General features: G+C 60.6%; 22 protein-coding genes. 9 read left to right on the forward strand and 13 right to left on the reverse strand.

The genetic code is table 11. From position 1 onward, the window contains the following. Positions 1-5 precede the first annotated feature (5 nt). The 4 genes from AKL25_RS21620 to AKL25_RS21635 form a co-directional block, all read right to left on the reverse strand. A complete protein-coding gene (locus AKL25_RS21620; protein WP_157050726.1) occupies positions 6-1,106 on the reverse strand; it encodes a porin in 1,101 nt (366 codons plus the stop codon). A 421-nt stretch (positions 1,107-1,527) separates the two neighbouring features. Continuing rightward, positions 1,528-2,487, reverse strand: coding sequence for an AraC family transcriptional regulator (locus AKL25_RS21625; protein WP_083444826.1), 960 nt, complete (start codon positions 2,485-2,487; stop codon positions 1,528-1,530). Between the two features lie 284 nt (positions 2,488-2,771). After that, positions 2,772-3,920, reverse strand: coding sequence for a branched-chain amino acid ABC transporter substrate-binding protein (locus tag AKL25_RS21630; protein ID WP_050479789.1), 1,149 nt, complete (start codon positions 3,918-3,920; stop codon positions 2,772-2,774). Positions 3,921-4,137: 217 nt separating this feature from the next. Next, the gene (locus AKL25_RS21635; RefSeq protein WP_050479790.1) at positions 4,138-5,016 is read right to left on the reverse strand and encodes an alpha/beta fold hydrolase; all 879 of its coding nucleotides are present in this window, start codon (positions 5,014-5,016) and stop codon (positions 4,138-4,140) included. 346 nt (positions 5,017-5,362) lie between these two features. Here AKL25_RS21635 and AKL25_RS21640 point away from each other — a divergent pair, with 346 nt between their 5' ends. Beyond that, complete coding sequence (locus tag AKL25_RS21640) at positions 5,363-5,707, forward strand: hypothetical protein (protein ID WP_050479791.1); 345 nt, start codon at positions 5,363-5,365, stop codon at positions 5,705-5,707. Between the two features lie 12 nt (positions 5,708-5,719). Here the strand turns inward: AKL25_RS21640 and AKL25_RS21645 are convergent, their stop codons facing one another. From AKL25_RS21645 to AKL25_RS21655, 3 genes are read right to left on the reverse strand one after another with little or no spacing between them, the layout of a single operon-like run. Further along, positions 5,720-6,238, reverse strand: a complete 519-nt coding sequence (locus AKL25_RS21645) for a hypothetical protein (RefSeq protein WP_050479792.1) — start codon at positions 6,236-6,238, stop codon at positions 5,720-5,722. 50 nt (positions 6,239-6,288) lie between these two features. Next, a complete protein-coding gene (locus AKL25_RS21650; protein ID WP_050479793.1) occupies positions 6,289-6,615 on the reverse strand; it encodes a hypothetical protein in 327 nt (108 codons plus the stop codon). Positions 6,616-6,622: 7 nt separating this feature from the next. Further along, positions 6,623-7,561 carry a DMT family transporter gene (locus AKL25_RS21655; protein WP_050479794.1) on the reverse strand — a complete coding sequence of 313 codons (939 nt, stop codon included), beginning with the start codon at positions 7,559-7,561 and terminating at the stop codon, positions 6,623-6,625. Between the two features lie 218 nt (positions 7,562-7,779). Between AKL25_RS21655 and AKL25_RS21660 the strand changes: the two genes are divergently transcribed. The 3 genes from AKL25_RS21660 (at position 7,780) to AKL25_RS21670 (ending at position 9,687) form a co-directional block, all read left to right on the forward strand. Then, a complete protein-coding gene (locus tag AKL25_RS21660; protein WP_050479795.1) occupies positions 7,780-8,148 on the forward strand; it encodes a hypothetical protein in 369 nt (122 codons plus the stop codon). Positions 8,149-8,316: 168 nt separating this feature from the next. Continuing rightward, positions 8,317-8,979: an NAD-dependent epimerase/dehydratase family protein gene (locus AKL25_RS21665; RefSeq protein ID WP_050479796.1), complete on the forward strand. Its 663-nt coding sequence runs from the start codon at positions 8,317-8,319 to the stop codon at positions 8,977-8,979. Between the two features lie 156 nt (positions 8,980-9,135). After that, positions 9,136-9,687 carry a flavin reductase family protein gene (locus tag AKL25_RS21670; RefSeq protein WP_050479797.1) on the forward strand — a complete coding sequence of 184 codons (552 nt, stop codon included), beginning with the start codon at positions 9,136-9,138 and terminating at the stop codon, positions 9,685-9,687. 72 nt (positions 9,688-9,759) lie between these two features. On the opposite strand, the gene AKL25_RS21675 is transcribed toward AKL25_RS21670, so the two are convergent. Together AKL25_RS21675 and AKL25_RS21680 are read right to left on the reverse strand one after the other, a co-directional pair. Further along, a complete protein-coding gene (locus tag AKL25_RS21675) occupies positions 9,760-11,433 on the reverse strand; it encodes a methyl-accepting chemotaxis protein (RefSeq protein ID WP_050479798.1) in 1,674 nt (557 codons plus the stop codon). A 227-nt stretch (positions 11,434-11,660) separates the two neighbouring features. Then, positions 11,661-12,803 (reverse strand): patatin-like phospholipase family protein, encoded by a 1,143-nt coding sequence (locus AKL25_RS21680; protein WP_050479799.1) that lies wholly within the window; start codon positions 12,801-12,803, stop codon positions 11,661-11,663. Between the two features lie 336 nt (positions 12,804-13,139). Between AKL25_RS21680 and AKL25_RS21685 the strand changes: the two genes are divergently transcribed. After that, on the forward strand, positions 13,140-13,940 hold the full coding sequence (locus tag AKL25_RS21685) for a DUF1223 domain-containing protein (RefSeq protein WP_050479800.1): 801 nt from the start codon (positions 13,140-13,142) through the stop codon (positions 13,938-13,940). Positions 13,941-14,020: 80 nt separating this feature from the next. After that, entirely contained in the window at positions 14,021-14,956 is a 936-nt protein-coding gene (locus AKL25_RS21690) for a TIGR03571 family LLM class oxidoreductase (protein WP_050479821.1), read from the forward strand. Positions 14,957-14,980: 24 nt separating this feature from the next. Here AKL25_RS21690 and AKL25_RS21695 read toward each other — a convergent pair whose 3' ends face one another. The 4 genes from AKL25_RS21695 to AKL25_RS21710 form a co-directional block, all read right to left on the reverse strand. Beyond that, positions 14,981-15,919 carry a dihydrodipicolinate synthase family protein gene (locus tag AKL25_RS21695; RefSeq protein ID WP_050479801.1) on the reverse strand — a complete coding sequence of 313 codons (939 nt, stop codon included), beginning with the start codon at positions 15,917-15,919 and terminating at the stop codon, positions 14,981-14,983. Positions 15,920-16,035: 116 nt separating this feature from the next. Continuing rightward, entirely contained in the window at positions 16,036-18,285 is a 2,250-nt protein-coding gene (locus AKL25_RS21700) for a putative bifunctional diguanylate cyclase/phosphodiesterase (protein WP_050479802.1), read from the reverse strand. Positions 18,286-18,829: 544 nt separating this feature from the next. After that, positions 18,830-20,383 carry a methyl-accepting chemotaxis protein gene (locus AKL25_RS21705; protein ID WP_050479803.1) on the reverse strand — a complete coding sequence of 518 codons (1,554 nt, stop codon included), beginning with the start codon at positions 20,381-20,383 and terminating at the stop codon, positions 18,830-18,832. A 319-nt stretch (positions 20,384-20,702) separates the two neighbouring features. Further along, positions 20,703-21,323, reverse strand: a complete 621-nt coding sequence (locus AKL25_RS21710) for a TetR/AcrR family transcriptional regulator (RefSeq protein WP_050479804.1) — start codon at positions 21,321-21,323, stop codon at positions 20,703-20,705. 185 nt (positions 21,324-21,508) lie between these two features. Between AKL25_RS21710 and AKL25_RS21715 the strand changes: the two genes are divergently transcribed. The 3 genes from AKL25_RS21715 to AKL25_RS21725 are packed head-to-tail and all read left to right on the forward strand — an operon-like array spanning position 21,509 to position 25,826. Continuing rightward, on the forward strand, positions 21,509-22,975 hold the full coding sequence (locus AKL25_RS21715; protein ID WP_157050727.1) for an efflux transporter outer membrane subunit: 1,467 nt from the start codon (positions 21,509-21,511) through the stop codon (positions 22,973-22,975). 51 nt (positions 22,976-23,026) lie between these two features. Beyond that, complete coding sequence (locus AKL25_RS21720; RefSeq protein WP_050479805.1) at positions 23,027-24,274, forward strand: HlyD family efflux transporter periplasmic adaptor subunit; 1,248 nt, start codon at positions 23,027-23,029, stop codon at positions 24,272-24,274. A 13-nt stretch (positions 24,275-24,287) separates the two neighbouring features. Beyond that, on the forward strand, positions 24,288-25,826 hold the full coding sequence (locus AKL25_RS21725; protein WP_050479806.1) for a DHA2 family efflux MFS transporter permease subunit: 1,539 nt from the start codon (positions 24,288-24,290) through the stop codon (positions 25,824-25,826). Positions 25,827-25,898: the final 72 nt, after the last annotated feature.

Raw genomic sequence — 25,898 nt, forward strand, 5'->3', positions numbered from 1 at the left:
GAACGTCAGAACGCGTGGCGAATGCCGGTCATGACGCCGAGCTGGTTCATGCCGGTGCCGACGGTGCCGCCCGGATCGAGCGAGACGGCGGCCGTGCTCGAGTTCGTCATGTAACCGAGCGAGGTGTAGAGCATGGTGCGCTTGGACAGGTTGTAGCCCAGGCGCAGCACCGACAGCGTCGACACCTTGTCGGTGTCCTTGACCTTGTAGCGGATGACCTGGCCGTCCACGATCCATTGCGTGGCGAAGGGATAGCTGGCGCCGACGAAATACATATTAGAGGTCTGGTTCGCCGCGGCAGTGATCTTGCGATTCTCCAGACCCACGCCGATCTTGAGGTCGCCGAACAGGACGTAGCCGTTGAGCGTCAGGCGGCGGTCCGAATAATCGGCGCTGGTCAGGGGCGCCGTCGCACCGCTGCCGCCGTTCATCTTGTCGTAGGCGGCAGCCATGCCGAAGGTCTTGCTGTCGTAGGCCAACAGGCCTGTGATCTGGCGACAGGCCGCGGGATTGCCGGCCACTTCGCCGGCGCAGTTGGTCGCCGCCGGACCGCCTGCGCTGGAGGTGTCGCGACCGAAGCTGTAGGTGCCGCCGACCGTCACGCCGGAGAAGGTGCCGAGATAGCCGATAGCGTTGTCGCTGCGCGCGTTGGGCAGATAGGAATCGATGCTGCCGGTGCCGTAAATGTTGGGACCGAGAATGTCGGCCTTGAGTCCGGCGATGTAAGTCATGTTGACCTGGCGGCCCAGCATCACGCTGCCGTATTCGCTCTTCAGACCGACGTAGGACTGGCGACCGAACAGACGGTTGCCCTGCCCCATGCCGCCGGTGTCAGGTGTGAATCCCGCTTCCAGCACGAACAGCGCCTGCAAACCGCCGCCCAGGTCTTCCGCGCCCTTGAAGCCGATGCGCGACGGCACGGTGCCGGTCAGCGAGGGCATTTTCACCACGCCCGCACCGGCGGCGTTGGTGTTGCTGACGTATTCGACGCCGGTGTCGATAATGCCGTAGATCGTGACTTGCGCCATGGCGCCGGTGGAGAAAGTGCTGGCGAATGCGCCGGCCGCGAACGTAGCCGCCGTCATCCATGCGTTGACTGGTTTCATCTTGTTTTGCCTCATCTGGGTATCTGGATCATTGACTCTCGAATGACGCGTCTCACCACAGTGAAACGCGCATTCATCCTTGTGCCTGACTGACGAAGCTTTCCCCCCTCCGACAGCGTGCGTGCCGCTCTCCATAAGCAACGGCGCGATGCTGGTGTCACGCGGCCGTCACATATCGAGGCCCCATTCTTGCAAAGGCCCACCTGCGCAACAACCACGCTGCAACCCAAAAAGGGAACCATTTGACCCAAGCTGAAAACCCGCTGCAGAGCGCCATAAAACGGTGAGTCGGCGACGTGCGCGCGCACTGAATCGGCTCGCGCGACGCCAGGCCGCGATGCGCATGCGATGCAGGAAAAATGGCGAAAAAGGAGAGGAGAGAAAAAACCGGAAAGCCGGCGCGAGCGCGCCGGCCGGTGGATCAATGTGGTGCAGTCGCCTGCCGTGTCTTGTCCTGCTGGCGCAGATAAGTACGCGGCGGCACACCGGCCCAGCGGCGGAAGGCGCGCGTGAAGCTTTTCTCCGATGCATAGCCGACCTTGTCGGCGACTTCGCCGATGCGGCAATTGCCGGCGGCCAGATATTCGCTGGCCAAATGCATGCGATGCGTGGTGAGGAAAGAGATCGGCGATTCGCCCACCAGCTCGCGGAAGCGTGCATCGAAGCGCGAGCGCGACATCGCAACTTCCGACGCCAGCGTCGACACGGTCCAGTCACGCTGCGGCTGGCGATGCATGAGCATCAGCGAGTCGCCGATCTTGGGGTCGCGCAGGCCGCGCAGCCAGCCGAGATCGCTATCCTCGCTACGCTGCAGATAGATGCGCAGCACGTGCAGCAAGAGCAGGTCGGCCAGGCGCGCGGCGGCGAAGTTCCAGCCGATCTGGCAGCTCATGGATTCTTCGACGAAGCATTTCAATGTGGAAGTGAACCAGGACGAGACGTTGATTTCTTCGGCGCGGATGTGGATCAGGTCGGGCAGCGCCGACAGCACGGCGTTGCGGCGCGCTTCGCGAAACAGCAGGATGCCGGTGTACATGTCGGTGACCGCACCGCCGCCGCCGGCGCAGAACGCCAGCGGACGGGTGATATCGGGAATGATGCCGAGCTCCATCACCATGAGATCGAAATGATGCAGCCGTACGTCGACGCTGGACATCATTTTGTGTTCGTCGCCGTGCGGCAAGAGAATCAGGTCGCCCGGCTGGATCAGCACCGGCGGCGCATCCCTGACGGAGATCCAGAAGGGGTTGTCGGTGGCGATGCGGAAGTTGGCGCCGTTGACGGGGTCCTTGACAAAACCCCATGGCGCGCTGAGGGTGAAGCGCCCCGTGACGATCCCATCGGATCGCATCCCATCAAGAATTTCGCTCAATACATCCATTGACTGCTCCGTGGATTGACGGCCGTCACCGAGCAGCAATCTCTGCTTCATGCAAATAACTTGCACGACATTTCTGCGGTGTCCGGCCGGGTGATGTATTGACTCATCAATTCATGTGAGTGAGCCCTTCCATGTCGACTGCAGCCGACTTTAACGCGAAAAGCTTTTTTCGCCAAGTCATCTTTTGCGGTGGAGCATCATTCCGCATCCTGCAGCCGGAGCGGCTTTCCGGGCGGAAAGCTGATTTTTTGCAAATTATTTACATCCCGCCTGGCCGGTTTTCGTCAGTTGCCCGCACCGACGTGATACTGCTTGAACATGGTCCAGGCCGAGTTCCTGACCTGGAAGGTAGAAAAGGTCAGTTCGCGCAGATCGCCGTTGGCGTCGAAGGCGATGTTGCCGCTCAGCCCGCTGTATTTGATCGCGTGCAAGGCGCCGGCGACCTTGCGCGGATTGGTTGAACCGGCACGCGCCACGGCTGCCGCCAGCACCTGCACCTGATCGTAGGCGACTGCGGAATACGGACCGATGGCGGTGTTGTAGCGTTGCTGGTAGTTCTTCTCGAAGCTCTCCAACTGCTTGCTCTTGCGCTGATGCGAACCCGGCATGATGGATACCGTTCCTTCCGCGCCCGGCCCTGCGGTCTGCAGGAACATCGGCCCCACCACCGACGCCGCAGTGATCAGGGTGATGTCGGTGCCGAGCCTATACATGTTCTGCGCAAACATGGCGCTTTGCGATCCGAGGCCGCCGAAGAAAATGGCGTCGGCCTTGCCGGTGCGTATCGTCTTGAGAATGTCGTTGAAATCGTAAGTCGTGGCGCTGACGGCATTGACGCTGACGATCTTGCCGCCCATCCTGGTGAAGGCGTTTTCGAATTTCTCTTTGTAGTCGCGGCCGAAGACGCTGTCGTCATGGACGATGGCAATCCTTGTCTTGTGCAACTCTTGCGCGGTATACGCAGCGAGCACATGAGCGCGCTGTTCGTCGTAGGCGGCGAAGCGGAAAGCCGTGTCATGTCCCTGCTGGGTGAAACGCCGCGTGCCGGAGACGGCGAAATGCGGAATGCCGGCTTTCTGATAAATCTCCGACGAACTGACCGCCACTGCGCTGTTGAAAATGCCGACGACCCCGACGACGCCGCTCTTGGCGAAATACTTGGCGGCGATTTCGGCGATACGCGGATTGGACTTGTCGTCCTGCGTCACCAGCTTGAAGCTGAGTTTTTCTCCATTGATGCGCAGATCGGCGTTATTGGCGTCGTCCACCGCCATCTTGGCGGCGTTCAGCATGCTGGTCCCGCTGGCGGCGCTCAGGCCGCTGAGCGGTCCGGCAAACCCGATGGAGACGATCTTTTCGGCCATGGCCGCCGGCGATGCCAGCAGTGCTGCCATGGCCAGCAGCATGACGCCGCGTTTGCCTGTCTTCTCCATATGTCCCTGTCCTTGTCTTCATCGCGCTGGTTTATGTATAGCTGAGTTATAGATGCGCGACCCGGATAGTTATATCACTCCGGCGAGGGAAGCCATATGGGGGAAATGAAGCATAAAAGCCGGTGATTTCAAGATCGCCGGCGGATGTTGCCGCGATGTTGCTGAATTGGCATGACCGCCTCATATCGGACAGCCTCGGACTGAAGACCGGAGAAATTCAGTCGCCGAAGAAAGGCAGCACCTTCTCCAGCAAAGCCTCCGGCGCTTCTTCTGGAATATAGTGGCCGCAATCGAGCGCGCCACCGTCGAGCCTGTCCGAAAATTTCGCCCATTCCTTGAGCGGCTCGAAGCATTTTTCAATCACGCCCTGCTTGCCCCACAAGGCCAGCATCTCGCAGCGGATCTTGTTGCCGGCGGCGAGGTCGTGGCGTTCATGCTCCAGATCGATGCCGGCGCTGGCGCGGTAGTCTTCGCAGATGCCGTGAATGGTGGCCGGATCGCGCAGGCAGCGCAGGTATTCCGCATAGGCTTCCGGCGTGAACGGTTTCATCCCGGCGCTGCGGCCGCCGATGGTGTGCTTCAGATAATCCTCCGGATGCGCGCTGAGCAAGGTCTCGGGAAACGGCGCCGGACGGATCAGGAAGAACCAGTGGTAATACGCGGTGGCGAATTCCCTGCTGGTCTGTTCATACATGGCGAGCGTCGGCGCGATGTCGAGCACCGCCAGCTTGCGGATCGCCTCGGGATGATCGAGCGCCATGCGATAGGCCACGCGGCCGCCGCGGTCATGTCCCATGAGCAGAAATTGCGGGAAGCCGAGCGAGGCCATCAGGTCGATCTGATCCTGCCCCATGACGCGCTTGGCGTAGTTGCTGTGATCGGGCAGGCCGGCCGGCTTGCCGCTGTCGCCGTAACCGCGCAGGTCGGCGGCGATGACGGTGTAGCGCTCAGCGAGTTGCGGCGCCACCTTGTGCCAGATCGCATGCGTCTGCGGATGGCCGTGCAGCAGCAGCAAGGCCGGACCGGAACCGCCGCGGACATAGTTGATATGCGTGCCGTTGACCTCGGCGACGTGGCGTGTGAATCCTGCAAACATGGCCTGCTCCTCTGATGTCGTCTCTTGCTGCCTGTCGTATTGTGTTTGCCGTATTGCTGCTTGCCGTATTTACGATTGCTGCCTGCCGCTGCACAAGCGCTTGTCACGGAAAGATTGTACGTCCGTCGCGACGGCACATCATTCAGTTGGATCAAATCCATTATTTCTTTTGGTTTAACAATCAGGCAATCGTGACGCCGCCTGCGGTGCAACGATATTCACCTTGAAAAACATTTCAGGATTCAACAAAAACCCAGCTAATTTCGGCACTTATTTACTGACATCGCTTCCTTGCATGGCTTGAGATCGCTAGCATCGTCGGCTCCATGACAATGAAAGGATAGGTATGAAAAAATTATTGATCTTGTCGAGCGCCTTGCTGCTGAGTGCATGCGCCGATCTTTCCGACCGGATAGGCCTGTTGCAAAGCCCGGCGTTTGAGGTTGCTTCCCGTCCCGGCGCCACCAAGCGAGATGTCATTACAGCCCTGGGCCAGCCGCGCAGCAGCTTGGCGACGCTCAATGGACGCGGCACCTGTTCTAACTATCTGGCAAACGTGAACGGACAAGCCAAACCTGTGTATATCGGCTTCAACCAAAAGGAGCAAGTCGTTGCCTATGGTGCACTGACATGCGAAGAAGCGCAGAAAAGCGGCTATCTGAACGCGACTGAACCGCCAAAGAAAAAATAGGAACCGTTGCGTTCAGTTGTCGAGATACTCGAATTCTTCTTCCGGCAACGTGCGCGAAGCCGGCTTCATCGCGCCATCCTGCGAGCAGAGGCGCGTAGTCACGCTCTTGCCATGCCGCGTGATGATGCCGGCGCTGAACTCGGGATTGTTGGGGCCGTTGCCGAAACCGGTGCGCACGGTGCGTTCGAACAAAAAATAGTCGTAGTCGCCATTCTTGAAACGAATACGCTCTTCGCCGCCGCCGGAATAGCCGGTCTCGCTCTTGAAGAATTTTCCGTCCGCCGGTTGCGGCGTGGCGGGGTAACTCAGCTCAATCTTTTGCGCGGTGCCGAAGCGGTATTGCAGTTTGCCGGCGTCGTCCTTTCCGCCGCCCGACGCGCACAAGGACACTTGCTTGCCCTTGATCGTGCATTGGAACAAAGGCGTTTCGCCGGCAGCGCACAGACTCTTTTCCGGCGCGGCGGCCAACGCAGCGTGCGGTATCAGCAGGACGCCGGCAAGAGTGGAGAGCAAGGGAAGCAGTTTTTTCATGGTTTGGGCGCGCGGAGAAGAATGACGCCGAGTATAGCGAACAATCCGTCTCAGGCCTGCCACACGCCGTAACCCGCCTCGCGCAGGCCGATCGCCAGTTCGACCTCCATGTCGCGCGCGCCGTCGTAGGGCATGGGGTTATACATCTCGTAGAGCTTGGGCAGAAGATGCAGGCCGTATTCGCGCACGAAGCGATTGGACTGGATGCCGGCCTTGTGCTTGTCGAAACGCTGGTCGACATTCAGCCCGGTCATGCCGACGTAGACGCAGGGCTTGCCGGTGACGTAGTCTGGATTGGCTTTGCGAAAGCGCGCCTCGTAGAGCACGTCCGCCGACAGTTCAATGACATAGACGGAGTAGTGATAACGGCGCGCCATGACGGACTCAGTGTGCGGAACCCGAAGCATTCGCCGAGGACTTGCCCGGCACCGTGACCAGCAGCATGCCGGCCAGTGCAACGGCGAAGGCGGCGAGCTGGATCATGGTCAGTTGCTCACCGAGCGCCAGCACGCCGACCAGTGCGGTGCTGACCGGCAGCATGACGGTGAACACGCCGGCACGCGAAGCAGGGATCGATTTCAGACCGGTCATCCACAACCACACGCTCCAGACGCTGGCGGCCAGCGCGTAGAACAGCAACAGCAGCCAGATGCCTTTGTGCACGGCGCCGAAGTCGAAGTGCAGCGCCGTGTAAAAACCCATCGGCGTCATCAGGATCAGGCCCCACAGATTGATGATGGAGCTGATGCGCTTGGGACTCAGGACGGCGGTGAGCTTCTTGCCGATGACAGCGTACGAGGCTTCGCACAGCACGGCGGCAAACACCAGCAGGTTGCCGAGCCAGGCCTGATGTTCGGCTGCACTGTCGAGTCCCGGCGCATGCGGGTTCTTCGCCAGCGACAGCAAACCGATGCCGAGCGCGCCGCAGGCAACCGCCATCCAGACGCGCAGGCCGATGCGTTCGCGCAGGAAGATCCAGCTCATCAACGCCACCGCCGCCGGGATCACCGACATGATGACGCCGGCCGAGACCGCGCTGGTCATGCTCACGCCGCTGATCATGCAGATCGTGAACAGGAAGTTGCCGAGGAAGGATTCCAGAAACACCAGCAGGCGCGTACGCGGTGTCAGCGGCGCTTCCGTGCCGGGCTTCTTCAGCCAGCGGATCATGGCGACGGCGCCGATGCCGAAGCGCAGCCATGCCAGCAGGAACACCGGCAGCGCCGCCGCCAGCGGTTTGGTGAGCGCAACGTAGGCGCCGACCATGGACATGCTCAGCGCCAGACAGACATAGGCCATCATGCGGCCGGGGGTGTAATTCATCGGATAGGGGAGTGAAGTTGTGCTTTCCTGCGGGAAAGCCGGTCGTGCATTCTAATATGAAGCCTGTCGATGGGCAGAGCGGCGCGTCAAATTCACCGAAATCGCCAACTTGGTAAGAATTGTAAGCAAGTAATGCCAAGCCTTTCGCGGCGACCGAAATGCCCTATATTTGAATCGTGGCGACAAATCAGATGCGCCTCAACTGAAAGGACATCATCATGATTACCAAAAAAATTATCCCCGCCCTGCTGGTTACCGCAGTACTCGCAGCGTCGGTATCGACTTCCGCTTCCGCGCATGACCGCGGCGGCAACAACGGCCTTGCCATCGCCGCCGGCATCATCGGCGCGGTCGCCATCGGCTCGATGATCGCCAACGCCAATTCGGGTCCGAGCTACGCGCCGCCGCAACAGGTCTATCAGCCGGCTCCGCAGCCTGTGTATTACCAGGCGCCGCAGCAAGTGTATTACCAACCCGCACCGGTATATGTGCGTCCGGCTCCGGTCTATGTGGAACGTGAATATCGCGAACGTCCTGTCTACCGTGAATACCGTCGCGAATACCGCGACGTGTACTACACCCGCTAACAACTGACAGGCTGATCGCAGCACCAACGGCCGGGGCGGCGCGCAGAGCAATCTGCCGCCGCCTCGGTCGTTTTCATATTGCGCCGAAAAAGACGATCTTTGCCCGCGCGCTCTTGTGCAATGGCAAACTGCTCCCAACTAGCCCTGAACTCTTTGGGAGAATTGCAGATGAACGTTCTGATTTTCGGCGCCACCGGCATGGTCGGCCAGGGCCTGTTGCGCGAATGCCTGCGCGACCCCGCCATCGCCTCGGTACGCGTGGTCGGCCGCACCCCGGTCGGCGTGCAACATCCCAAGCTGACTGAATTGCTGCATGCCGATCTCTATCGCTACGACAGCGTGGAAGAACAATTGCGCGGCTTCGATGCCTGCTTCTTTTGCCTGGGCGTGTCGGTCAGCGGCAAGACCGAGGCGCAATACACCCGCATCACCTACGACCTGACCATGGCGGCGGCGCAGACCTTGTGCCGGCTTAATCCGGAGATGCGTTTCTTCTACATCTCCGGCGCCAGCACCGACAGTACGGAACAAGGCAAGGTCATGTGGGCGCGCGTCAAGGGAAAGACCGAAAACGCCTTGTTGAAATTGCCGTTCAAGGGCGCCTACATGTTCCGTCCCGGCGCGATCCAGCCGATGCACGGCGAGGTGTCGAAGACGCCTGCCTATCGCTGGTTCTACACACTGGCCGGTCCGCTGCTATCGCTGGCGCGCTCGCTGTTCCCGCAGCACGTCACCACCACCGAACAACTGTCGCGCGCCATGATCAACGTCGCCCGGCACGGACATGACAAATCCATCATTCACAACGCCGATATTGCCGGATTGGCATAACGGGATGGCAACTTACTTGTCCGGCATATAACGGAATGCCTGATTCCGTCTGCGCATGGCGTTGAAATCAGATTTTGTCCTACAGAAATGGCTGGGGCGGCAGGCATAAAATAAATCACCTTCAACACGCGCCGCTGTGCGCCAGGGTGAACCGCCATGAGCAAGAAACTCGACTACCCCGTCGCCAATATCCGTCACTATCTGGAACCCGGCCCCATCGTGCTGGTGACCTCGCGCTGGCAGGATGCAACGGATGTCATGACGCTGGGCTGGCATACCGTGATGGAATTCACGCCGTCGCTGGTGGGTTGCATCATCGCATCCGGCAACCACAGCTTCGAACTGATCCGCAGCAGCCGCGAATGCGTGATCAACATCCCGACCGTAGACATGATCGACACCGTGGTCGACATCGGCAATTGCTCCTGCGCCGAGGTCGACAAGTTCAGCCGTTTCGGCCTGGCTACCAGCCCTGCGGCCAAGGTCCGTGCGCCGCTGATCGACGATTGCTTCGTCAATCTGGAATGCAAACTCTACGACGACTGCCTGATCGACACCTACAACTATTTCATCTTCGAAGTCGTCAAGGCGCATGCCGCGGCGAGCCCGAAACATCCGCAGACCGTTCACTACACCGGCGACGGCGAGTTCATGTCGGCCGGCAAGCATGTCAGCCGCCGCGGTCGTTTCGCCGCGCAGAATCTGTAATTAACCCACGCAAACAAAAAGGCCGCACGGACAAGCGTGCGGCCTTTTTTTGCCTGGCTGATCAGACCGGCATCAGGCATCCATCTCGTGTTCGATGCGCTGCAGATCCGACGAACTCAGGCGCGCTGCCGAGGGTGTGATATCGATGGCCCGCTTGGCGACGAGTTTGGATGATTGCGCAGCGGCGCTGGTGACGATGCGCGCAGCATCGAGCTTGAACACGCTGACCACCTGCTCCAGCGTCTCGGCCTGATCCTGCAGTGCTTGCGCGGCGGCAGCGGCCTCTTCGACCAGCGCGGCGTTTTGCTGCGTGACGTCGTCCATTTGCGACACGGCCTGGTTGACCTGGCTGATGCCGCTGCTTTGCTCTTCGCTGGCGCTGGCGATTTCGCCGACGATGTCGGTGACCTTCTGCACGCTGTTGACGATGTCGCTCATGGTGGTGCCGGCTTGCTGCACCAGCTTGCTGCCGGAACCGACCTTGTCGACCGAGTCGTCGATCAGCGTCTTGATCTCTTTCGCCGCCGCTGCCGAACGCTGCGCCAGGCTGCGCACTTCGGACGCAACCACGGCGAAGCCGCGGCCCTGTTCGCCGGCACGCGCCGCTTCGACCGCTGCATTCAACGCCAGGATATTGGTCTGGAACGCAATACCGTCGATGACGCTGATGATGTCGACAATCTTGCGCGACGAGTCGTTGATCGAGTTCATGGTATCGACCACCTGGCGCACCACGTCGCCGCCTTGCGAGGCGATGTGCGACGCCGACAGCGCAAGCTGGTTGGCTTGCTTGGCGTTCTCGGTGTTTTGCTTGACCACGGAAGTCAGTTGCTCGAGGCTGGATGCGGTCTCTTCCAGCGAAGCGGCCTGCTGTTCGGTGCGCGACGACAAATCGGTGTTGCCGACCGCGATCTGCTTGGCGGCGACGCTGACCGAGTCGGTCGACGTACGCACGGTGCCGATCACGTCGACGATGCGCACGCGCAGCTTGTTGAAGGCGGTGGCGGCGTGGCCGATTTCATCCATGCGCTCGACGCGCATCGGCTGGGACAGATCCAGCGAAGCGCTGACTTCTTCGAAGGTGTTCTTGATGTTGCGCAAGCTGCCGCTGATGTTGCGATACAGGGTCAGCGCCAGCGTGCCGGTGAACAAAATCGCCACGACGATGACCGCCACCATGCTCTTGAAGGCGAACTCGTAGGCCGCGACGCTTTCCGCACGCACGTCGTCGACCAGCTTGCTGTTGTAGGCGATATGATCGTCGATGCCTTTCTTCACGCCTGCCGCCGACACCGCCAGCGGACTGCCCGCCATCAGCGTGGCGCGCACGCCGTCCATGTCGCCCGCATGCGCGGCGGCGAAGAACGGGATCAACGCCTTGCGATAGGCTTCCATGTTGACCTTGTCGGCTTCCAGCATCTTGCCGTCGGTCTCATCGTAGATCTGCTCTTTCGCGTACTTGGCGACCACGTCGTCAAACGCCTTGTTGGCATCGGCCACGGCTTTATCCAGCGCCGTCTTGTCGCTCAGGTTGGAAAACACCGACAAGCGGTAACCGGCCAGGCGCGTATCGGCGAGGAAACCCTTAGCGGCGTTCAGGCCGCTGATGCTGGGGATGATGCGGTTTTGCACCGTATCGAAGCGCACCTGCGCGCGCTGCAACTGCACGAGGCCGTCGATGCCGACGAAGAGGAGAGCCAGCAGGGCCACCGACAAGGTAAGAAGAAGGCGTTTGGTGATTGTCATGGTCGTATCGTTTCTCAAGAAAGTGGGTGGGATCCGAAGCTGCGTTGGCCCCGGGGCTGGCGTCGTCTCCTCGTGCTGCGGCTGCGGAGTTGCATGCTGGAAAATATATTGCAAATCAAGACTGCTACGCCGCCGGCATGCATGGCCCGCCTGAACGGCGGGACCGACATGTTAGCGACGCTGTGTTACTGCTTGATGAATCAGGTATCGCTCAATCCGTTCGCCGCTCAGGCAGCCATGGAAGCGCCTTCGAAGGCGTCCTGCAGGGATTCGCCATGCTCGCGGCAGAATTTCTGCCCGGCGCGGTAGCCGACGTCGAACAACAGTTGCATGTTCGAAGACGACCAGTCCAGCACCTCCGGCCAGTGCTCGTCCGGAATGCCGCTCATCAGGTCGACCTTGAGCAGGCGGCGCAGCGGTTCACCGGTTTCCGGATGCGTATTGTGTTCAAGTTCGAACAGGCGCATTTCGGATTTCGAGATTTTCACCAGCGGCGTGATGATGGAGCGCACCCAGGCGTCGTACAGGTTGCGCGGCTTGCGGATCAGGCGATCCTCGCCGAGGATGTCGAGCACCACCAGCGTTTCGATGTCGGCATGCTTGCCCGAGGTGGACAGCAGCGGATCGAAATTGAGCGTGTCGAGCGCCGCGCCTTCGATGTAATCGTCGCCCTCGATTTCCGTCGGCGGATAGAGGAAGGGGAAGGACAACGCGGCGCGCACGTGGATCGGTTCGATTTCCTTCTTGTCCCAGATCTGCATCTCGCCTTTGCTCATGTTGTAGGCGTTGATGTAGAAATCCGGCTTCATGCGCGCGATGGCGTCGAAGTCGATCGACTGTTCGAGGAAAGGATGATGCGCGCACAGGCCGAGGCTCTTGGACGACAGATCCGACGGCGACATGGCCGACAGCATCAGGTGCATCCAGTCGTTCCATGCGCCGGAGGCTTCCGCAAAGCGCTGCGTGAACACGTCGAGGAAAGGATAACCGGCCGCCATGGAGGACATGTTCGGCATGCCGGGCATTGACGCCATACCAGGCATGGCGGGCATCTGCGACGGCACGTTGTCGCGGAAGCTGCGCGCGTCCTGCCCCGGCTTCTTGAAGATCTTGTAGTTGATGGGGAACATCTTGTAGATGCTGTCGGCCACGCCGACTTCGGCCCAGCGCATCAATGCTTCACGCGGCGAGCAATCCAGCGGGGCCTGGTACAGCAAGCCCATCAGCACGCCCGCGCCCGACGCCGAGATGACGTCGAATTCTATGCCCTCATCCAGAAACGCCGTCAATGCGCCGGCAATCAAGGTGGAGTTCGGGGCGCCGCCGCCGATCACCAATGCTTTTTTTCCCGCCCGATACTGATTGGTCATGTGAGCCTCTCAGATTTCCCGTTGTGTTTTGGAACGGTGCGCAGATGAAAATAAATGAAATGACGCACCGCAAAAATTTTTCTTTGTGAGGGAAATATAGCCGCAAAGAAACAGAAAGAAAGGATTAGCAGTGATTTAATTAACGCATATCAGGTATTCAACAGACTGATATGGGGACGCCTGCTGCGTTTGCGCGGCGCGGTCTTTACATCCTGCAGCCTGAGCGGCGGAGATCTCTTACCTGAATGACAGCAAATGGCAGACGAAGTCATTGATCTGTAATGAATCGGCTGCTCATCGCGACTATATTTTGTGCACACAACGGAGACATGAAATATGAAAGCGCCTGCCTATTTCCTCGCAGTTTTTTATGCCGCGACAGCCCTGGCGACATCCTCCGCCGCCTATGCCGCGCAATGCGAGAAGCAAAGCCCGGCGCATCGCCTGGCACTGGTGGAGTTGTATACCTCCGAAGGCTGCAACAGCTGTCCGCCCGCAGATCGCTGGCTGCGCCAGATCGACACGCGCAACGCCGCCGACCGCGATATCGTGCCGCTCGCCTTGCACGTGGATTACTGGGACAGCCTGGGCTGGCGCGATGTATTTTCGCAGCACATCTTCACCGAACGGCAAGAACAATTGAGCCGCCTCGGCACGACGCGTTTTTCCTATACGCCGGAAGTGTTCGTGAGCGGCAGGGAGTTCCGCAACTGGCGCAGCGAGAGTGAATTTCGCTCGGCGATGAAGGCCATCAACAGCAAGCCGGCGGCGGCCGACATCCGTCTCGCGTGGACCCCGGCGGCGGATGGCCGGGTCAAGATCGATGCCGAGTTTTCACCTGCCGGCGCGAGCTCTGCGTCCGCCTCGCAAGCCTATGTTGCGGTCTACGAGAACCGGCTCAGCAACAAGATTGCCGCCGGCGAAAACAACGGCGCGACCTTGCAGCATGACTACGTGGTGCGCCAATGGAAGGGGCCGATACATCTTGACGGAAAAACCGTGGTGATGGACGTCTTCAAACTTCCCCCGGGTCGTGACGGCAAGCGCGCCGATACGGGCAATCTGGGCGTCGCCGCGTTCGTACAGGATTCCAGCACCGGCGAAGTGTTGCAGGCGCTGGCCTTGCCGGCCTGCTGAGATTCCGGCGGCACGTCGGCTGAATTCGAAGCAATCGGCGACAATGAGCGTTCCTCACGATGCAGAACATGATTGTGTGCATGCTCAATAAAGCTTATTCACTGGTCTTTCCCGACGATCGTCTCACGCTCGGCCTGATGACGCCGTTGACGCCGCCGACCGGCGTACTCGCAGATCCTGAAACGGAGAAGGCATTGGCGCAGCATGCCGAAGCATGCGGCTTCAGCGCGCTGTGGACGCGCGACGTCCCGCTGATGATTCCGCAGGCCGGCGAAGTCAGCGCACTGGACGATCCTTTTCTCTGGCTGGGAATGCTGGCGGCGGCCACCACGACGATTGCCGTCGGTACAGCTGCGGCGGTGCTGCCTTTACGGCATCCGCTGTTGCTGGCCAAGAGTGCGCTGAGCCTGGATCGACTGTCCGGCGGGCGCTTTTTGCTCGGCGTCGGATCGGGCGACCGGGAAGAAGAATTTGCTGCATTCGGCATGACGGCGGAGCAAGGCGGCGAACGCTTCCGGACACACTGGGAAATCCTGCGTGCCGCACTGGACGATGCACCCGACCAAGCAGCAGAAGAAGTGTTGATGCAGGCCACCGGCGGCTACCGGGTGCTGCCGCCACCGGCACAGCGCATCGCCATGCTGGCAGTCGGTTCTGCCCGCCAGTCCCTGCAGTGGATTGCCGCCAACGCCGACGGCTGGGCCTCCTACCATCGCGAAGAACAACGCCAGCAAGGCCGCATCGGCCTGTGGCAACAGGCGCTGGCGCAACGCGCAGGCGGTGCGGCCAAACCCTTCATCCAGTCATTGAATCTGGATTTGCTCGACGATCCGGACGCGCCCTCCGAACCGATCACGCTGGGCATGCGCGGCGGCCGCCATGCCTTGCTCGATTATCTGCGCAGATTGCACGGCTACGGCGTCGGCCACGTGCTGTTGAACCTGGCGCGCCAGGGCAGACCGCGCCGCGAGGTGATGGATGAAATGGGCCGCGAGGTCATCCCGCAGTTAGGATGACTTCGGGGATGACCGCCAAGATATCTATTTGCCCCAGCGCAGCACCAGCGGATCGAGACGACGCGCGATCTTGATGAGGCCTTCGCGTGTGGCAGGATGCATCGCCGCCAGCGGGTGGCGCACGGCATCCGATTTGATGATGCCGCCTTCTTTCATCAGCGCCTTGCACGACGCCAGGCCGCCCTGGCGGTTTTCATAGTTGATCAGCGGCAGCCACTCCTGATAATGCCGGGCCGCCAGTTCGGTATCGCCGGCGAAGTACGCATCGAGGATGCGGCGAATGCCGTCCGGATAGCCGCCGCCGGTCATGGCGCCGGTAGCGCCGGCATCCAGATCGGCCATCAGCGTGATGGCTTCTTCGCCGTCCCACGGGCCGACAATCGCTTCGCCGCCGAGTGCGATGATTTCACGCAGTTTGTTGGCTGCCTGCGGCACTTCGATCTTGAAATACGAAACATTGGCGATGTCCTGCGCCATGCGCACCAGCAGCGACGGCGACAGCGTGGTGCCGCTGACCGGCGCATCCTGGATCATGATCGGAATGCTGATCGCATCCGACACGGTGCTGAAAAAATCATAAATGCCGGTCTCGCCGATGCGAATCGTCGCGCCGTGATACGGCGGCATGATCATGACCATGGCCGCGCCGGCATCTTGCGCGATGCGGCTGCGCTGGGCGCAGATGCGCGAACTGAAATGCGTTGTCGTGACGATCACCGGCACGCGTCCGGCAACGTGATCGAGCACCGTGCTGATGAGCGCGTTGCGTTCGTCGTCGGTCAGCGCGAACTGTTCGGAAAAATTGGCCAGAATGCAAATGCCGTCCGAACCGGCATCGATCATGAAGTCGATACAGCGGCGCTGCCCTTCCAGATCGATATCGCCGTGGTCGTCGAAAATGGTCGGCGCCACGGGAAAAACGCCGCGATAGACCGGCGTAGGCGCATTCTTGTTTTTGCTCATGATCGTGTGTCTCTCTCTTGGTAATGCGGACAGCCGCTTGATGTTGTCGTCTTTGCGGCGCCGGTCCGGGATCACCTCGGCGCATCACGCTGGATGGCGCCGGATGCCGTTGTGCTTCAGCGTCCCTTCAGCAATTGATTGACTTGCTGAAACTCCATGGGCGGGTAGTAATAGAAGCCCTGGAAGAACTGGCATCCGATGGCTTTGAGAAATTTCTCCTGCACCAGTGTTTCCACTCCTTCGGCGACAGTGGTGCAAGAGAGAATCTTCGCCAGCGATACGACTGCGCGGATAATCAGCTCGCTCTTCTCGCTGATCCCGATTTGCGCCACAAAAGACTGGTCTATCTTAATACTTTTCGTGGGAAAGCGACTCAGCTTCTGCAAAGAGGAGTAACCGGTCCCGAAATCGTCGATGGTAATCCCGTAACCTTTGGCGTTGAGCGCTTCAAGATGGCTGATGGCGAGATTCTCGTTGCCGACCAGGCCGGTCTCGGTAATTTCGAACTCCAGGTAGTCGGAACTGATGCGGTGTTTCTGGCAGGACGCGTTGACCAGATCGAGCAGATCGGCGCGGACGATATCGATGGCCGACAGGTTGATGGCGATCGGCAGGCTGCGCTCGCCGGCGTCCAGCGTCTGGCGAATATACGCGCAGACGCTGTCGACCACGAAGGCCGTGATGAAGTGAATCGCGCCGCTGCTCTCCGCCACAGGAATGAATTCCGCCGGCGAGACATCGCCCAGCGTCGGCGAACGCCAGCGGATGAGCGCCTCGAGTCCGACGATCTCGCCGTCGCGCGTGACCTTGGGCTGATACACCAGGCGCAATTCGTTTTCACGCAAGGCCATGAGGATGGCCTGCTCGATGTTGAGACGACGGCGGATCTGCGCCGCCGCCTCGTCGTCGAATACGGCGACGCTCTGGTTGCCGGAACGGCGCGCCGTATCCAACGCGATCTTGCCGCGTTGAAGCAATTCGTCGCCGTCGGTTTCACCGGGACGCGAGAACGCCACCGCCATGGAAATCTGCACCGGATGACGCTCGCCGTTGAGCACCAGTTCCTCCGGCAGGCTGCGGCGGATATGCTCGATCTGGGGAATGGCGTCGCGGCTGCCATGCGTGCTTTCGATGGTGAATCCGAACACCACGCTGCGCAAGCGGGCGCACAGGCTGCTGTCCGGCAACAAGCGTCTGAGCGTGCCGGCGAACGTCACGATCAGGTCGTCGCCGGCAGCGCTGCCATGCGCGTCATTGACGAACTTGATACTGTCGAGCCGGATGATGATCAACGCCAGCTGGCGGCGCGGCGGCATGGCGCTCAGGGCGGCGGCCAGTTGCTGCAGCATCATGTCGCGGTTAGGCAGCCTGGTCAGCTGGTCGTGGCTGCTGAGAAAAGATTCGCGCTCTTTGCTGCGGCTCAGCGCTTCCTGGATGCGGCGCATCTGGGAGATGTCGCGCAACAGGACGATGTAGTGATTTTCGGACGTCGGCGAGATGCTCTCGATCGAGATCAGGCGACCGTCGCGGGTCTCGAATTCCTGTCCCGGTTTGAGCGAGAGGATATCGGCGGTTTTTTCTTCCTTGTCCTTGCACTTGTGCGCCAGCAAGGCAAACAGGCTGGCGGATTTTTTATCCTGGCGGCCGATGATGGCGTCGGCCAGCGAGTTGGCTTTGAGGATGCGCGCCTGGGCGTCGCACAGCAGGATGGCGCCGCCGGCGTTTTCAAAAATCTCCTGATATTGCGCGTGGCTGCTCTGCAGTTCGATGCTGGCCGCACGGTGGCGCCTGACCGCCGCGTCAAGCGCATGTAGCAGACGGAACACGCCCAGCGGCACGCAGATATTGAAGAACAGGAACAGCAAGGATTGGATGTACGCATGCGCGTTGGCCAACGGCGTCGACAGCCCCGGATAGCTCGGCAAGGGCTCGTTGCGGATCAGCAGCATGAACGGCAACACATTGACCGCCATCAGCACCAGCGCGAGGCGGGATCCGAAGAACAGACGCGCGATCAGCGGCGCAGTGTACACAAACATGATGCCGAGTTTGGCTATCTCAGGATCGTTGACGAAATAGACGATGCAAAACGCCGCGGCGTAAATCGTTGCGATCAGCATGGCGCTGCCGATCACCGGCCGCCGCAAGGAAGCGAATACCGCAATCGACAAGGCGATGAAAAATCCCGTAACGATGACGATGATGTAATAGGCCCCGACCTTGATCGCATCAATCGCGCTGAGCAGGCCGATGCCGAATTCGAGCAGCAGGCCCGACACCAGAATGATGCGCAGCGCGCTCTCTTTCCAGACTGTGTTTTCCGCTGCGCTCAGCGCGTTTTCTTTAAGCAGTAGCCACTGGAACATTGTATTTTTCTTGGTGAGTTTGGGCACGGGTCTTACGCATCTGCGGACTGCCATTCACATCGATCGAGCCGCATCGCGCTTCCGGCAGACGAGAGGGATGGCCCCGTCATGGCTTGCATGCCACCGCAGCGCGCTGCTTGCGCGCCGATTGATGCACCGGTGTTCGCTGGCTGTAACTCGGTTAATTTCTAACAAGTTCTAATTCAACCTCGCATAGTCTCACAAACAATTTCCATTAAGCAATGATATTCAACAGCGGAAACCCCTCATTTACATTTGCCGGCTCGCATATGGGCGAACGTGTTTCCATCTGTGCAAGTGCTTGTCGATTCTTTGTTGTCTCGATGCCAATGTGCAGGCTTGGAAGCGCGGCTCGGGCGGGGCGCATAGCTCGCATTTGATGCAGGCCGCAACGAGACGGTTCACCTCGGCAGCGTCAGGCCCGGGCTTCGGTTTTCCGCGAGCACAAAAAAGCCCGCGGACATTTCTGTTCGCGGGCTTTTTTTAGGGAAACCGGTGATCGGGTTTCCTCGGCGCAAACGTCTTAACGCCGGGACAGCTTGAACACGCTGACGACCTGCGTCAGCTTGCTGGCCTGTTCTTGCAGGGACTGCGCTGCAGCGGCGGCTTCTTCCACCAGTGCGGCGTTCTGCTGGGTGGTTTCGTCCATTTGCGTGATGGCGCGATTGACTTCTTCGATGCCGGTGCTTTGCTCGCTGCTGGCGGCACTGATTTCGCCGACGATATCGGTCACGCGACGCACGCTGGCAACGACTTCTTGCATGGTTTCACCGGCCTGCTGCACCAGCTTGCTGCCGACGTCGACCTTCGATACCGAATCGTCGATCAGCGTCTTGATCTCTTTTGCCGCAGCGGATGAGCGTTGCGCCAGGCTGCGCACTTCCGACGCCACCACCGCAAAACCGCGGCCCTGTTCGCCGGCGCGCGCTGCTTCCACCGCTGCATTCAAGGCGAGAATATTGGTCTGGAAGGCGATGCCGTCGATGACGCTGATGATGTCGACAATCTTGCGCGAGGAGTCGTTGATCGAGCCCATGGTGTCGACCACCTGGCCCACCACATTGCCGCCCTGCTGCGCGACTTCCGACGCCGAGACGGCAAGCTGGTTGGCCTGACGCGCGTTGTCGGCGTTCTGCTTGACGGTGGAGGTCAGCTCTTCCATGGCCGATGCGGTTTCTTCCAGCGAGCCGGCTTGCTGCTCGGTGCGCGACGACAAGTCGAGGTTGCCGCTGGCGATCTGCGTCGACGCCGTGGCGATGGTGTCGGTGCCGATGCGGACTTCGCCGACGATACGCAGCAGGCTGTCGTTCATCGCGCGCAGGGCGTCCATCAGACGGCCGGTTTCATCCTTGCTCTCGGAGCGGATGTCGGCGCCGAGGTCGCCCTCTGCGACGCGTTGCGCAATGTCGACGGCCTTGTTGAGCGGCACCGATACGATGCGTGCGACCCAGATCGCGAGACCGAAGGCAATCACCACGATGGCGATCAGCAGGCCGAGAATCCAGGCGCGCGCCATGTTGAATACCTTGTCCGCGTCGTTGTTCGAACGCGTGGTTCCGTCATCGTTGATCTTGACGAGTCCGCCCAGCTGATCGACGGCCTGGCGGAACAGCTTGTTCGACTCACCCTTGTATTGCGCCCGCGCCTCCTCCTTCTGGTTGGCGCGCGACAACGCCAGGATCTTCTTGTTTTCCGCCAGGTACTTTTGCATGGTCTGCTGGAACTGCGGATACAGCACGCGCTCTTCCGGTTCGGAGATCATGTCCTCGTAGCTCTTGAGGTCCTTGTTGATGATTTCCAGACGCGTCTTCATGGCCTTTTCGGCGTCGTCGTAATCCTTCTCTTCCGTCGACACGATGTGCTGCAGTTCCGAGATGCGGAAGCGCGCCATCGAGGTCTGCAGTTGCAGGCCGACCTTGATGCTCGGCATCCAGTTGGTCGCGATCTCGGTGGAGGCCTGATTGACCTTGACCAGTTCGACGATGGAGAAAATGCCGAGCGCCGCGGTCAGGATGATGACGGACAGAAAAGACAGGATCAGTTTTTTGGCGATGTTCAGGTTATAGAACCAGGTCATGATGATTGCCTTAGATGAAGATAGGAATTGCTGTTTATTTGACGTTTTTGTAAAAACCGGGGCATGGCCAGCGCCAGCATCCCACGAATGGTACGCATCCTGCCCCCGTCTTCATCATGGAAGAAGGAGGTCGTTTACTACCCATTTGTGCTTACGGGAATGTCCTGAAACGCCGCCCTGCGGGGGCTACGAGGAGAAACTGCCGGGTATTTTCACACGGCATTGTGATGTGAATATGACGAAATGCGCAGCCGCAACGTCAGGCCTTGCACCTGACGAAATCCTGACGTCGTCGCCTCGACTGCGCCACCTGATCCGCTCAGCCCGGCTCGGCCGCATAGATGCGATAGAAGGCGTCGAGGGCGCGCTCGACTGACTCTTTCACCTTGGCCGGCGGCAATGTCGTGATGACGTTGAGGATGCGCCCCTCAGCCCATTCCGCCTCGATCAGCACGCGAAACTGAATACCTGCCAGCCATGAATCCGCCTCGCGGAAGATGCCTTTTTCCATGGCGCGTTTCATGAAGTCGGCGATCGCCAGCCAGCCGCGCCGGGGGCCGTTCTCATAATAGAGGCAACCCAGCTCCGAACGTTCGGCGTTGTAGTACAGCAAGCGCCGCACCGCGATCACCTCGGGCGACAGCACCAGATGCAGGTATTTGTTGGCGAACAGTTTCAGCGTCGCACGCACCTTGTCCGAATCGTGGCTGTCTTCCGACAGGATGGCAAACAGCGATTCGAACTGCATGCCGGCCTGCTGCTTCATGACCGCCAGGAAGATTTCTTCCTTCGAGGAAAAATAGTTGTACAGCGTCGCCTTCGATCCGCCCAGGCGTGCAGAAATCTCGGCCATTGAGGCGCGATCGAATCCTATCTCGTTAAACAATTCCGCAGCAACATCAATGATGGCCTGGCGCCGCTCTTCACTTTTTTTACGCATGTAAATCTTTGTCTGTATGGCCGGATTGCGGTCTGGACCGCAGTGAGCCTGGTTTCCCCGGAGGCTGTTGCTTTTTTTGCGACTGCAGCATTTGCGCTCCGTATTTTCGCCTAGTTTTGCTTGACGCTCGTTAAAAGTCAATACTATACTGAACTGTACAGTTTAATTATGAGTGGATTTACATCATGGAAGTTCAATCTGTTTCTCTCAGGGAAAGCCGTTCGCAGCCGCTGCGACCTTTGCTGACGCTCTCCGCACTGGCACTGGCGGCACTGACGCTGGCCGGCTGCGCGCAGTTCTCCGACCTCGGCCCGCGCGCCGAACCCAAGGCCGCCGACGCCTATCAATCGTCGCAATCGCTGGCCGGCACTACTGTTGCCTGGCCCGACGACAACTGGTGGACGGTCTACGGCGACCGGCAGCTCAACACGCTGATCGGCGAAGCGCTGCACGGCGCACCGTCGCTGGCCGTGGCGCGGGCGCGCCTGCTGAAGGCCGAAGGCGTGGCGCAGCAGCAAGGCGCAGCCCTGTTGCCGCAGGTCAGCGCGAATGCTTCGCTGGATCACATGAAGCAGAGTTACAACAACGGCGTGCCGCCCGACTTCGTCCCGCGCGGCTACAACAACGAAACACGCGCCACGCTCGACTTCAGCTACGAGATCGACTTCTGGGGCAAGAACCGCGCTGCGCTGGCCGCCGCCACATCCGACCTCGAAGCCTCGCGCGCCGATGCCGCACAAGCGCGCATCACGCTGTCGACCTCGATTGCCGCCGCCTATGCCGAACTGGAGCGCCTGTTCAGCCAGCGCGACACTTCCGAAGCTGCGCTGCAAGTGCGTGTGGAAACCGAAAACCTGTTCCAGCAGCGCCGCCTCAACGGCCTGGAAACCGAAGGCAGCGTCAAGCAAGTCACCGCGCGCCGCGCCATGGCCGAAGCCGATCTGTTGAGCCTGGACGAATCGATTGCACTTCAGCGCAACAAGCTGGCGGCGCTGGCCGGCGCGGGTCCGGATCGCGGCCTGCAGCTGGCGCGCCCGGTGATCGACATGTCCAAACCGTTCAACTTGCCCAAGGAATTGCCGGCTGAGTTGCTGGGGCGCCGCCCCGACATCGTCGCCGCGCGTCTGCGTGCAGAATCGGCCGCCAAGCAGATCAAGGTGGCGCGTGCGCAGTTTTATCCGAATGTGAACCTGAGCGCCTATTTCGGCTTCCAGTCGCTGGGCACCAACCTGCTGACGCAATCGGGATCGAGCATCGGCAGTTTCGGCCCCGCCATTTCGCTGCCGATTTTTGAAGGCGGCCGTCTGCGCGGCCAGTTCCGTTCGGCCAGCGCCAGCTACGACGAAGCCGTCGCCAACTACGACAGCGCCGTTACGCAAGCCCTGCAGGATGTCGCCGACGTCGCCGTCAGCGAGAAAGCGCTCAGCGGCCGCCTGAACAAGACCGAGGAAGCCGCGCACGCCGCCGAAGAAGCCTATCGCATCGTGCGCAACCGCTACGAAGGCGGCCTCACCAATTACCTCGATGTACTCAATGCGCAGGATACGCTGCTGACCAATCTGCGCGAGCTGTCGACCCTGCGTTCGCGCATGTTCGCGCTCGACGTCTCAATGGTCCGCGCACTGGGCGGCGGCTATCAGCACGCCAGCTGATCGCAGCTGAGCGCCCCGCAAATCGAATTCAACAAGATACAAGGAACCGTCATGTCACACAGTGATTCTCAAGCCATCCAAACCATCGCCGCCAGCACGGACAAGGCGCCCGGCAAGCGCAAGAAGCTGTTCACCATTTTTGCCGGCGTGATCGCCGTCGCCGCCATCGGCTACGGCACGTACTGGTATTTCATCGGCTCGCGCTACGTCACCACCGACAACGCCTACACCGCCGTCGAAGTGTCGCAGGTGACGCCGGCCGTCAACGGCATCGTGTCGGAAGTCAAAGTCGTCGACACCCAATACGTCAGGCAAGGCGACGTGCTGGTCGTCATCGACAAGCGCGACGCCGCGCTCGCGCTGGCGCAAGCAGAAGCCGACCTGAGCCGCGCCGAACGCCGCGTGCAAGGTTACTTCGCCAACGACACCGGACTGGCGGCGCAAGTGCTGGCGCGCGAAGCGGAACAAAAACGCTCGGCAGCGCAACTGCTGTCGGCGCAAGCCGATCTGCAACGCGCCGAACTGGATCTGCGCCGCCGCGAAGCACTGGAAAAATCCGGCTCGGTCTCGGGTGAAGAACTGACCAACGCCCGCACTACCGTGCTGACCATGCAAGCCAACCTGAAAGCCGCCGAAGCCGGCCGCATCCAGGCCGACGCCAACCGCAACGCCACCATCGGCGCGCAAAAAGCCAGCACCGTGCTGACCGCCAACACCACCGTCGACACCAATCCGGAAGTCACGTTTGCCCGCACCAGACGCGATCAGGCCAAGCTGGATCTGGAACGCACCGTGCTGCGCGCACCGGTGGACGGCGTCGTCGCCCGCCGCCAGGTGCAAGTCGGCCAGCGCGTGCAAGCCGGCACCACCCTGTTGTCAGTCGTGCCGACCGGCCTGATGCACGTTGACGCCAACTTCAAGGAAGGCCAACTTTCGCAGGTGCGTCTGGGTCAACCGGTCACCATGAAGGCCGACATCTACGGCAGCGCGGTGGAATATCACGGCACCGTGATCGGCGTGGCCGGCGGCACTGGGTCCGCCTTCGCGGTGATCCCGGCACAGAACGCCACCGGCAACTGGATCAAGGTCGTGCAGCGTCTGCCGGTGCGTATCTCCATCGACAGCAAGGAACTGGTGCAGCAACCGCTGAGCGTGGGCTTGTCGATGGATGTGTCGATCGACACGCGCGGCAAGAGCGGTGCCGGTAACCTCGGCAATTCGGCGATGACCTCCAACGGTGCACTGACGGTCGGCAAGAATACCGACGACAACAAACCAGCCAACGCATCGACTCTGTAATCAGGCGGCAATCATGTCATCCAATTTTTCCGACGCGGCCATGAAGCCGCTGGAGGGCGCGCAGCTGATCGGCGCCGGCTTGCTGCTGGCGGCCGCCAACTTCATCGCGGTGCTTGACACCACGATCGCCAACGTCTCGGTGTCGACCATCTCGGGCGCGCTCGGCGCGTCGTCCAGCCAGGGCACGTACGTCATTACTTCGTACGCCGTGGCCGAAGCAATCACCGTGCCGCTGACCGGCTGGCTCGCCAACCGCTTCGGCACGGTGCGCGTGTTCATCACCTCGATGATCCTGTTCGGCGTGTTCTCCGCGCTGTGCGGCCTGGCCAATTCGCTCGGCATGCTGATCGCCTTCCGCGTGTTGCAAGGTCTGGCCGGCGGTCCGCTGATGCCGCTGTCGCAAACCCTGCTGCTGCGCATTTTCCCCAAGGAGAAAGCGCCCGCCGCGGTCGGCTTGTGGGCCATGACCACGCTGATTGCACCGATTGCCGGACCGATCCTCGGCGGCGTGCTGTGCGATCAGTACAGCTGGCCCTACATCTTCTTCATCAACGTGCCGGTGGCGCTGCTGTGCGGCTACATGGGCTGGAAGATGCTCAGGCGCTACGAGTCGCCGCTGCTGAAACTGCCGATCGACAAGATCGGCCTGATCCTGATGATCGTGTGGGTGGCGGCCTTGCAACTGATGCTGGATGAAGGCAAGGAAAAGGACTGGTTCGCTTCCAACGAAATCATCATCCTGGCGCTGGTGGCTGTCGCAGGTTTCGTCGCCTTCATGATCTGGGAACTGACCGAGCGCAATCCGATTGTCGACTTGCGCGTGTTCCGCCATCGCGGCTATTCGGCCAGCGTGACCACCATCTGCCTCGCCTTTGGCGCGTTCTTCGGCGCCACGGTGCTGACGCCTTTGTGGCTGCAAGGTTATATGGGATACACCGCGACGCACTCGGGCGAGACCACGGCGATGAGCGGCATCCTTGCGGTGATGACGGCGCCCTTCGTGGCGAAGATGTCGACCAAGGTCGATCCGCGCAAGCTGGTCTTCATCGGCGTGATGTGGCTGGGCGCAGTGACGCTGTTCCGCAGCTTCAACACCTCCGACATGACCAACTTCCAGATCGGCTGGCCGCTGCTGCTGCAAGGCATCGGCCTGCCGCTGTTCTTCGTGCCGCTGACCGGCCTGGCGCTGGCCAGCGTGGACGAATCCGAGACGGCGTCGGCGGCGGGGCTGATGAGTTTCTGCCGCACCATGTCGGGTGCGATTGCGACTTCGCTGGTCAACACCAGTTGGGAAAACAAGTCGATCTACTATCACGCCGAGCTGTCCGGCCTGGTCGATCAGTTCGGCGACGCGGTCAATTCGCTGACGCAGGCCGGCATGTCGCTGGACCAGGCGCGCGCCAGCATCGAGCAGACCTTGCAGTCGCAGAGCATCATGCTGTCGACCAATCATATCTTCATGATGGCGGCGATCTCATTCGGGCTGGCGGCGACCGCGGTATGGTTTGCACCGAAGCCGAAACGGGTGGCGGATACGTCGGCGGCGCACTGACGATACGTTGATGCGATTCAGCCGGAAAGAAAAACGGGACCCGCGGGTCCCGTTTTTCATGTCTGCTCTTCA

It is taken from the genome of Herbaspirillum rhizosphaerae, assembly GCF_001189965.1.
Taxonomy (GTDB): Bacteria; Pseudomonadota; Gammaproteobacteria; order Burkholderiales; family Burkholderiaceae_D; genus Herbaspirillum; species Herbaspirillum rhizosphaerae.

Coding starts and splice junctions, on each gene's coding strand:
- AKL25_RS21700 (WP_050479802.1), bottom strand. CDS start 18,285: ATGTTCCAGTGGCTACTGCTTAAAGAAAACGCGCTGAGCGCAGCGGAA.
- AKL25_RS21660 (WP_050479795.1), top strand. CDS start 7,780: ATGATTACCAAAAAAATTATCCCCGCCCTGCTGGTTACCGCAGTACTC.
- AKL25_RS21705 (WP_050479803.1), bottom strand. CDS start 20,383: ATGACCTGGTTCTATAACCTGAACATCGCCAAAAAACTGATCCTGTCT.
- AKL25_RS21665 (WP_050479796.1), top strand. CDS start 8,317: ATGAACGTTCTGATTTTCGGCGCCACCGGCATGGTCGGCCAGGGCCTG.
- AKL25_RS21680 (WP_050479799.1), bottom strand. CDS start 12,803: ATGACCAATCAGTATCGGGCGGGAAAAAAAGCATTGGTGATCGGCGGC.
- AKL25_RS21675 (WP_050479798.1), bottom strand. CDS start 11,433: ATGACAATCACCAAACGCCTTCTTCTTACCTTGTCGGTGGCCCTGCTG.
- AKL25_RS21690 (WP_050479821.1), top strand. CDS start 14,021: ATGCTCAATAAAGCTTATTCACTGGTCTTTCCCGACGATCGTCTCACG.
- AKL25_RS21715 (WP_157050727.1), top strand. CDS start 21,509: ATGGAAGTTCAATCTGTTTCTCTCAGGGAAAGCCGTTCGCAGCCGCTG.
- AKL25_RS21655 (WP_050479794.1), bottom strand. CDS start 7,561: ATGAATTACACCCCCGGCCGCATGATGGCCTATGTCTGTCTGGCGCTG.
- AKL25_RS21630 (WP_050479789.1), bottom strand. CDS start 3,920: ATGGAGAAGACAGGCAAACGCGGCGTCATGCTGCTGGCCATGGCAGCA.
- AKL25_RS21645 (WP_050479792.1), bottom strand. CDS start 6,238: ATGAAAAAACTGCTTCCCTTGCTCTCCACTCTTGCCGGCGTCCTGCTG.
- AKL25_RS21670 (WP_050479797.1), top strand. CDS start 9,136: ATGAGCAAGAAACTCGACTACCCCGTCGCCAATATCCGTCACTATCTG.
- AKL25_RS21720 (WP_050479805.1), top strand. CDS start 23,027: ATGTCACACAGTGATTCTCAAGCCATCCAAACCATCGCCGCCAGCACG.
- AKL25_RS21635 (WP_050479790.1), bottom strand. CDS start 5,016: ATGTTTGCAGGATTCACACGCCACGTCGCCGAGGTCAACGGCACGCAT.
- AKL25_RS21725 (WP_050479806.1), top strand. CDS start 24,288: ATGTCATCCAATTTTTCCGACGCGGCCATGAAGCCGCTGGAGGGCGCG.
- AKL25_RS21685 (WP_050479800.1), top strand. CDS start 13,140: ATGAAAGCGCCTGCCTATTTCCTCGCAGTTTTTTATGCCGCGACAGCC.
- AKL25_RS21650 (WP_050479793.1), bottom strand. CDS start 6,615: ATGGCGCGCCGTTATCACTACTCCGTCTATGTCATTGAACTGTCGGCG.
- AKL25_RS21640 (WP_050479791.1), top strand. CDS start 5,363: ATGAAAAAATTATTGATCTTGTCGAGCGCCTTGCTGCTGAGTGCATGC.
- AKL25_RS21620 (WP_157050726.1), bottom strand. CDS start 1,106: ATGAAACCAGTCAACGCATGGATGACGGCGGCTACGTTCGCGGCCGGC.
- AKL25_RS21625 (WP_083444826.1), bottom strand. CDS start 2,487: ATGGATGTATTGAGCGAAATTCTTGATGGGATGCGATCCGATGGGATC.
- AKL25_RS21710 (WP_050479804.1), bottom strand. CDS start 21,323: ATGCGTAAAAAAAGTGAAGAGCGGCGCCAGGCCATCATTGATGTTGCT.
- AKL25_RS21695 (WP_050479801.1), bottom strand. CDS start 15,919: ATGAGCAAAAACAAGAATGCGCCTACGCCGGTCTATCGCGGCGTTTTT.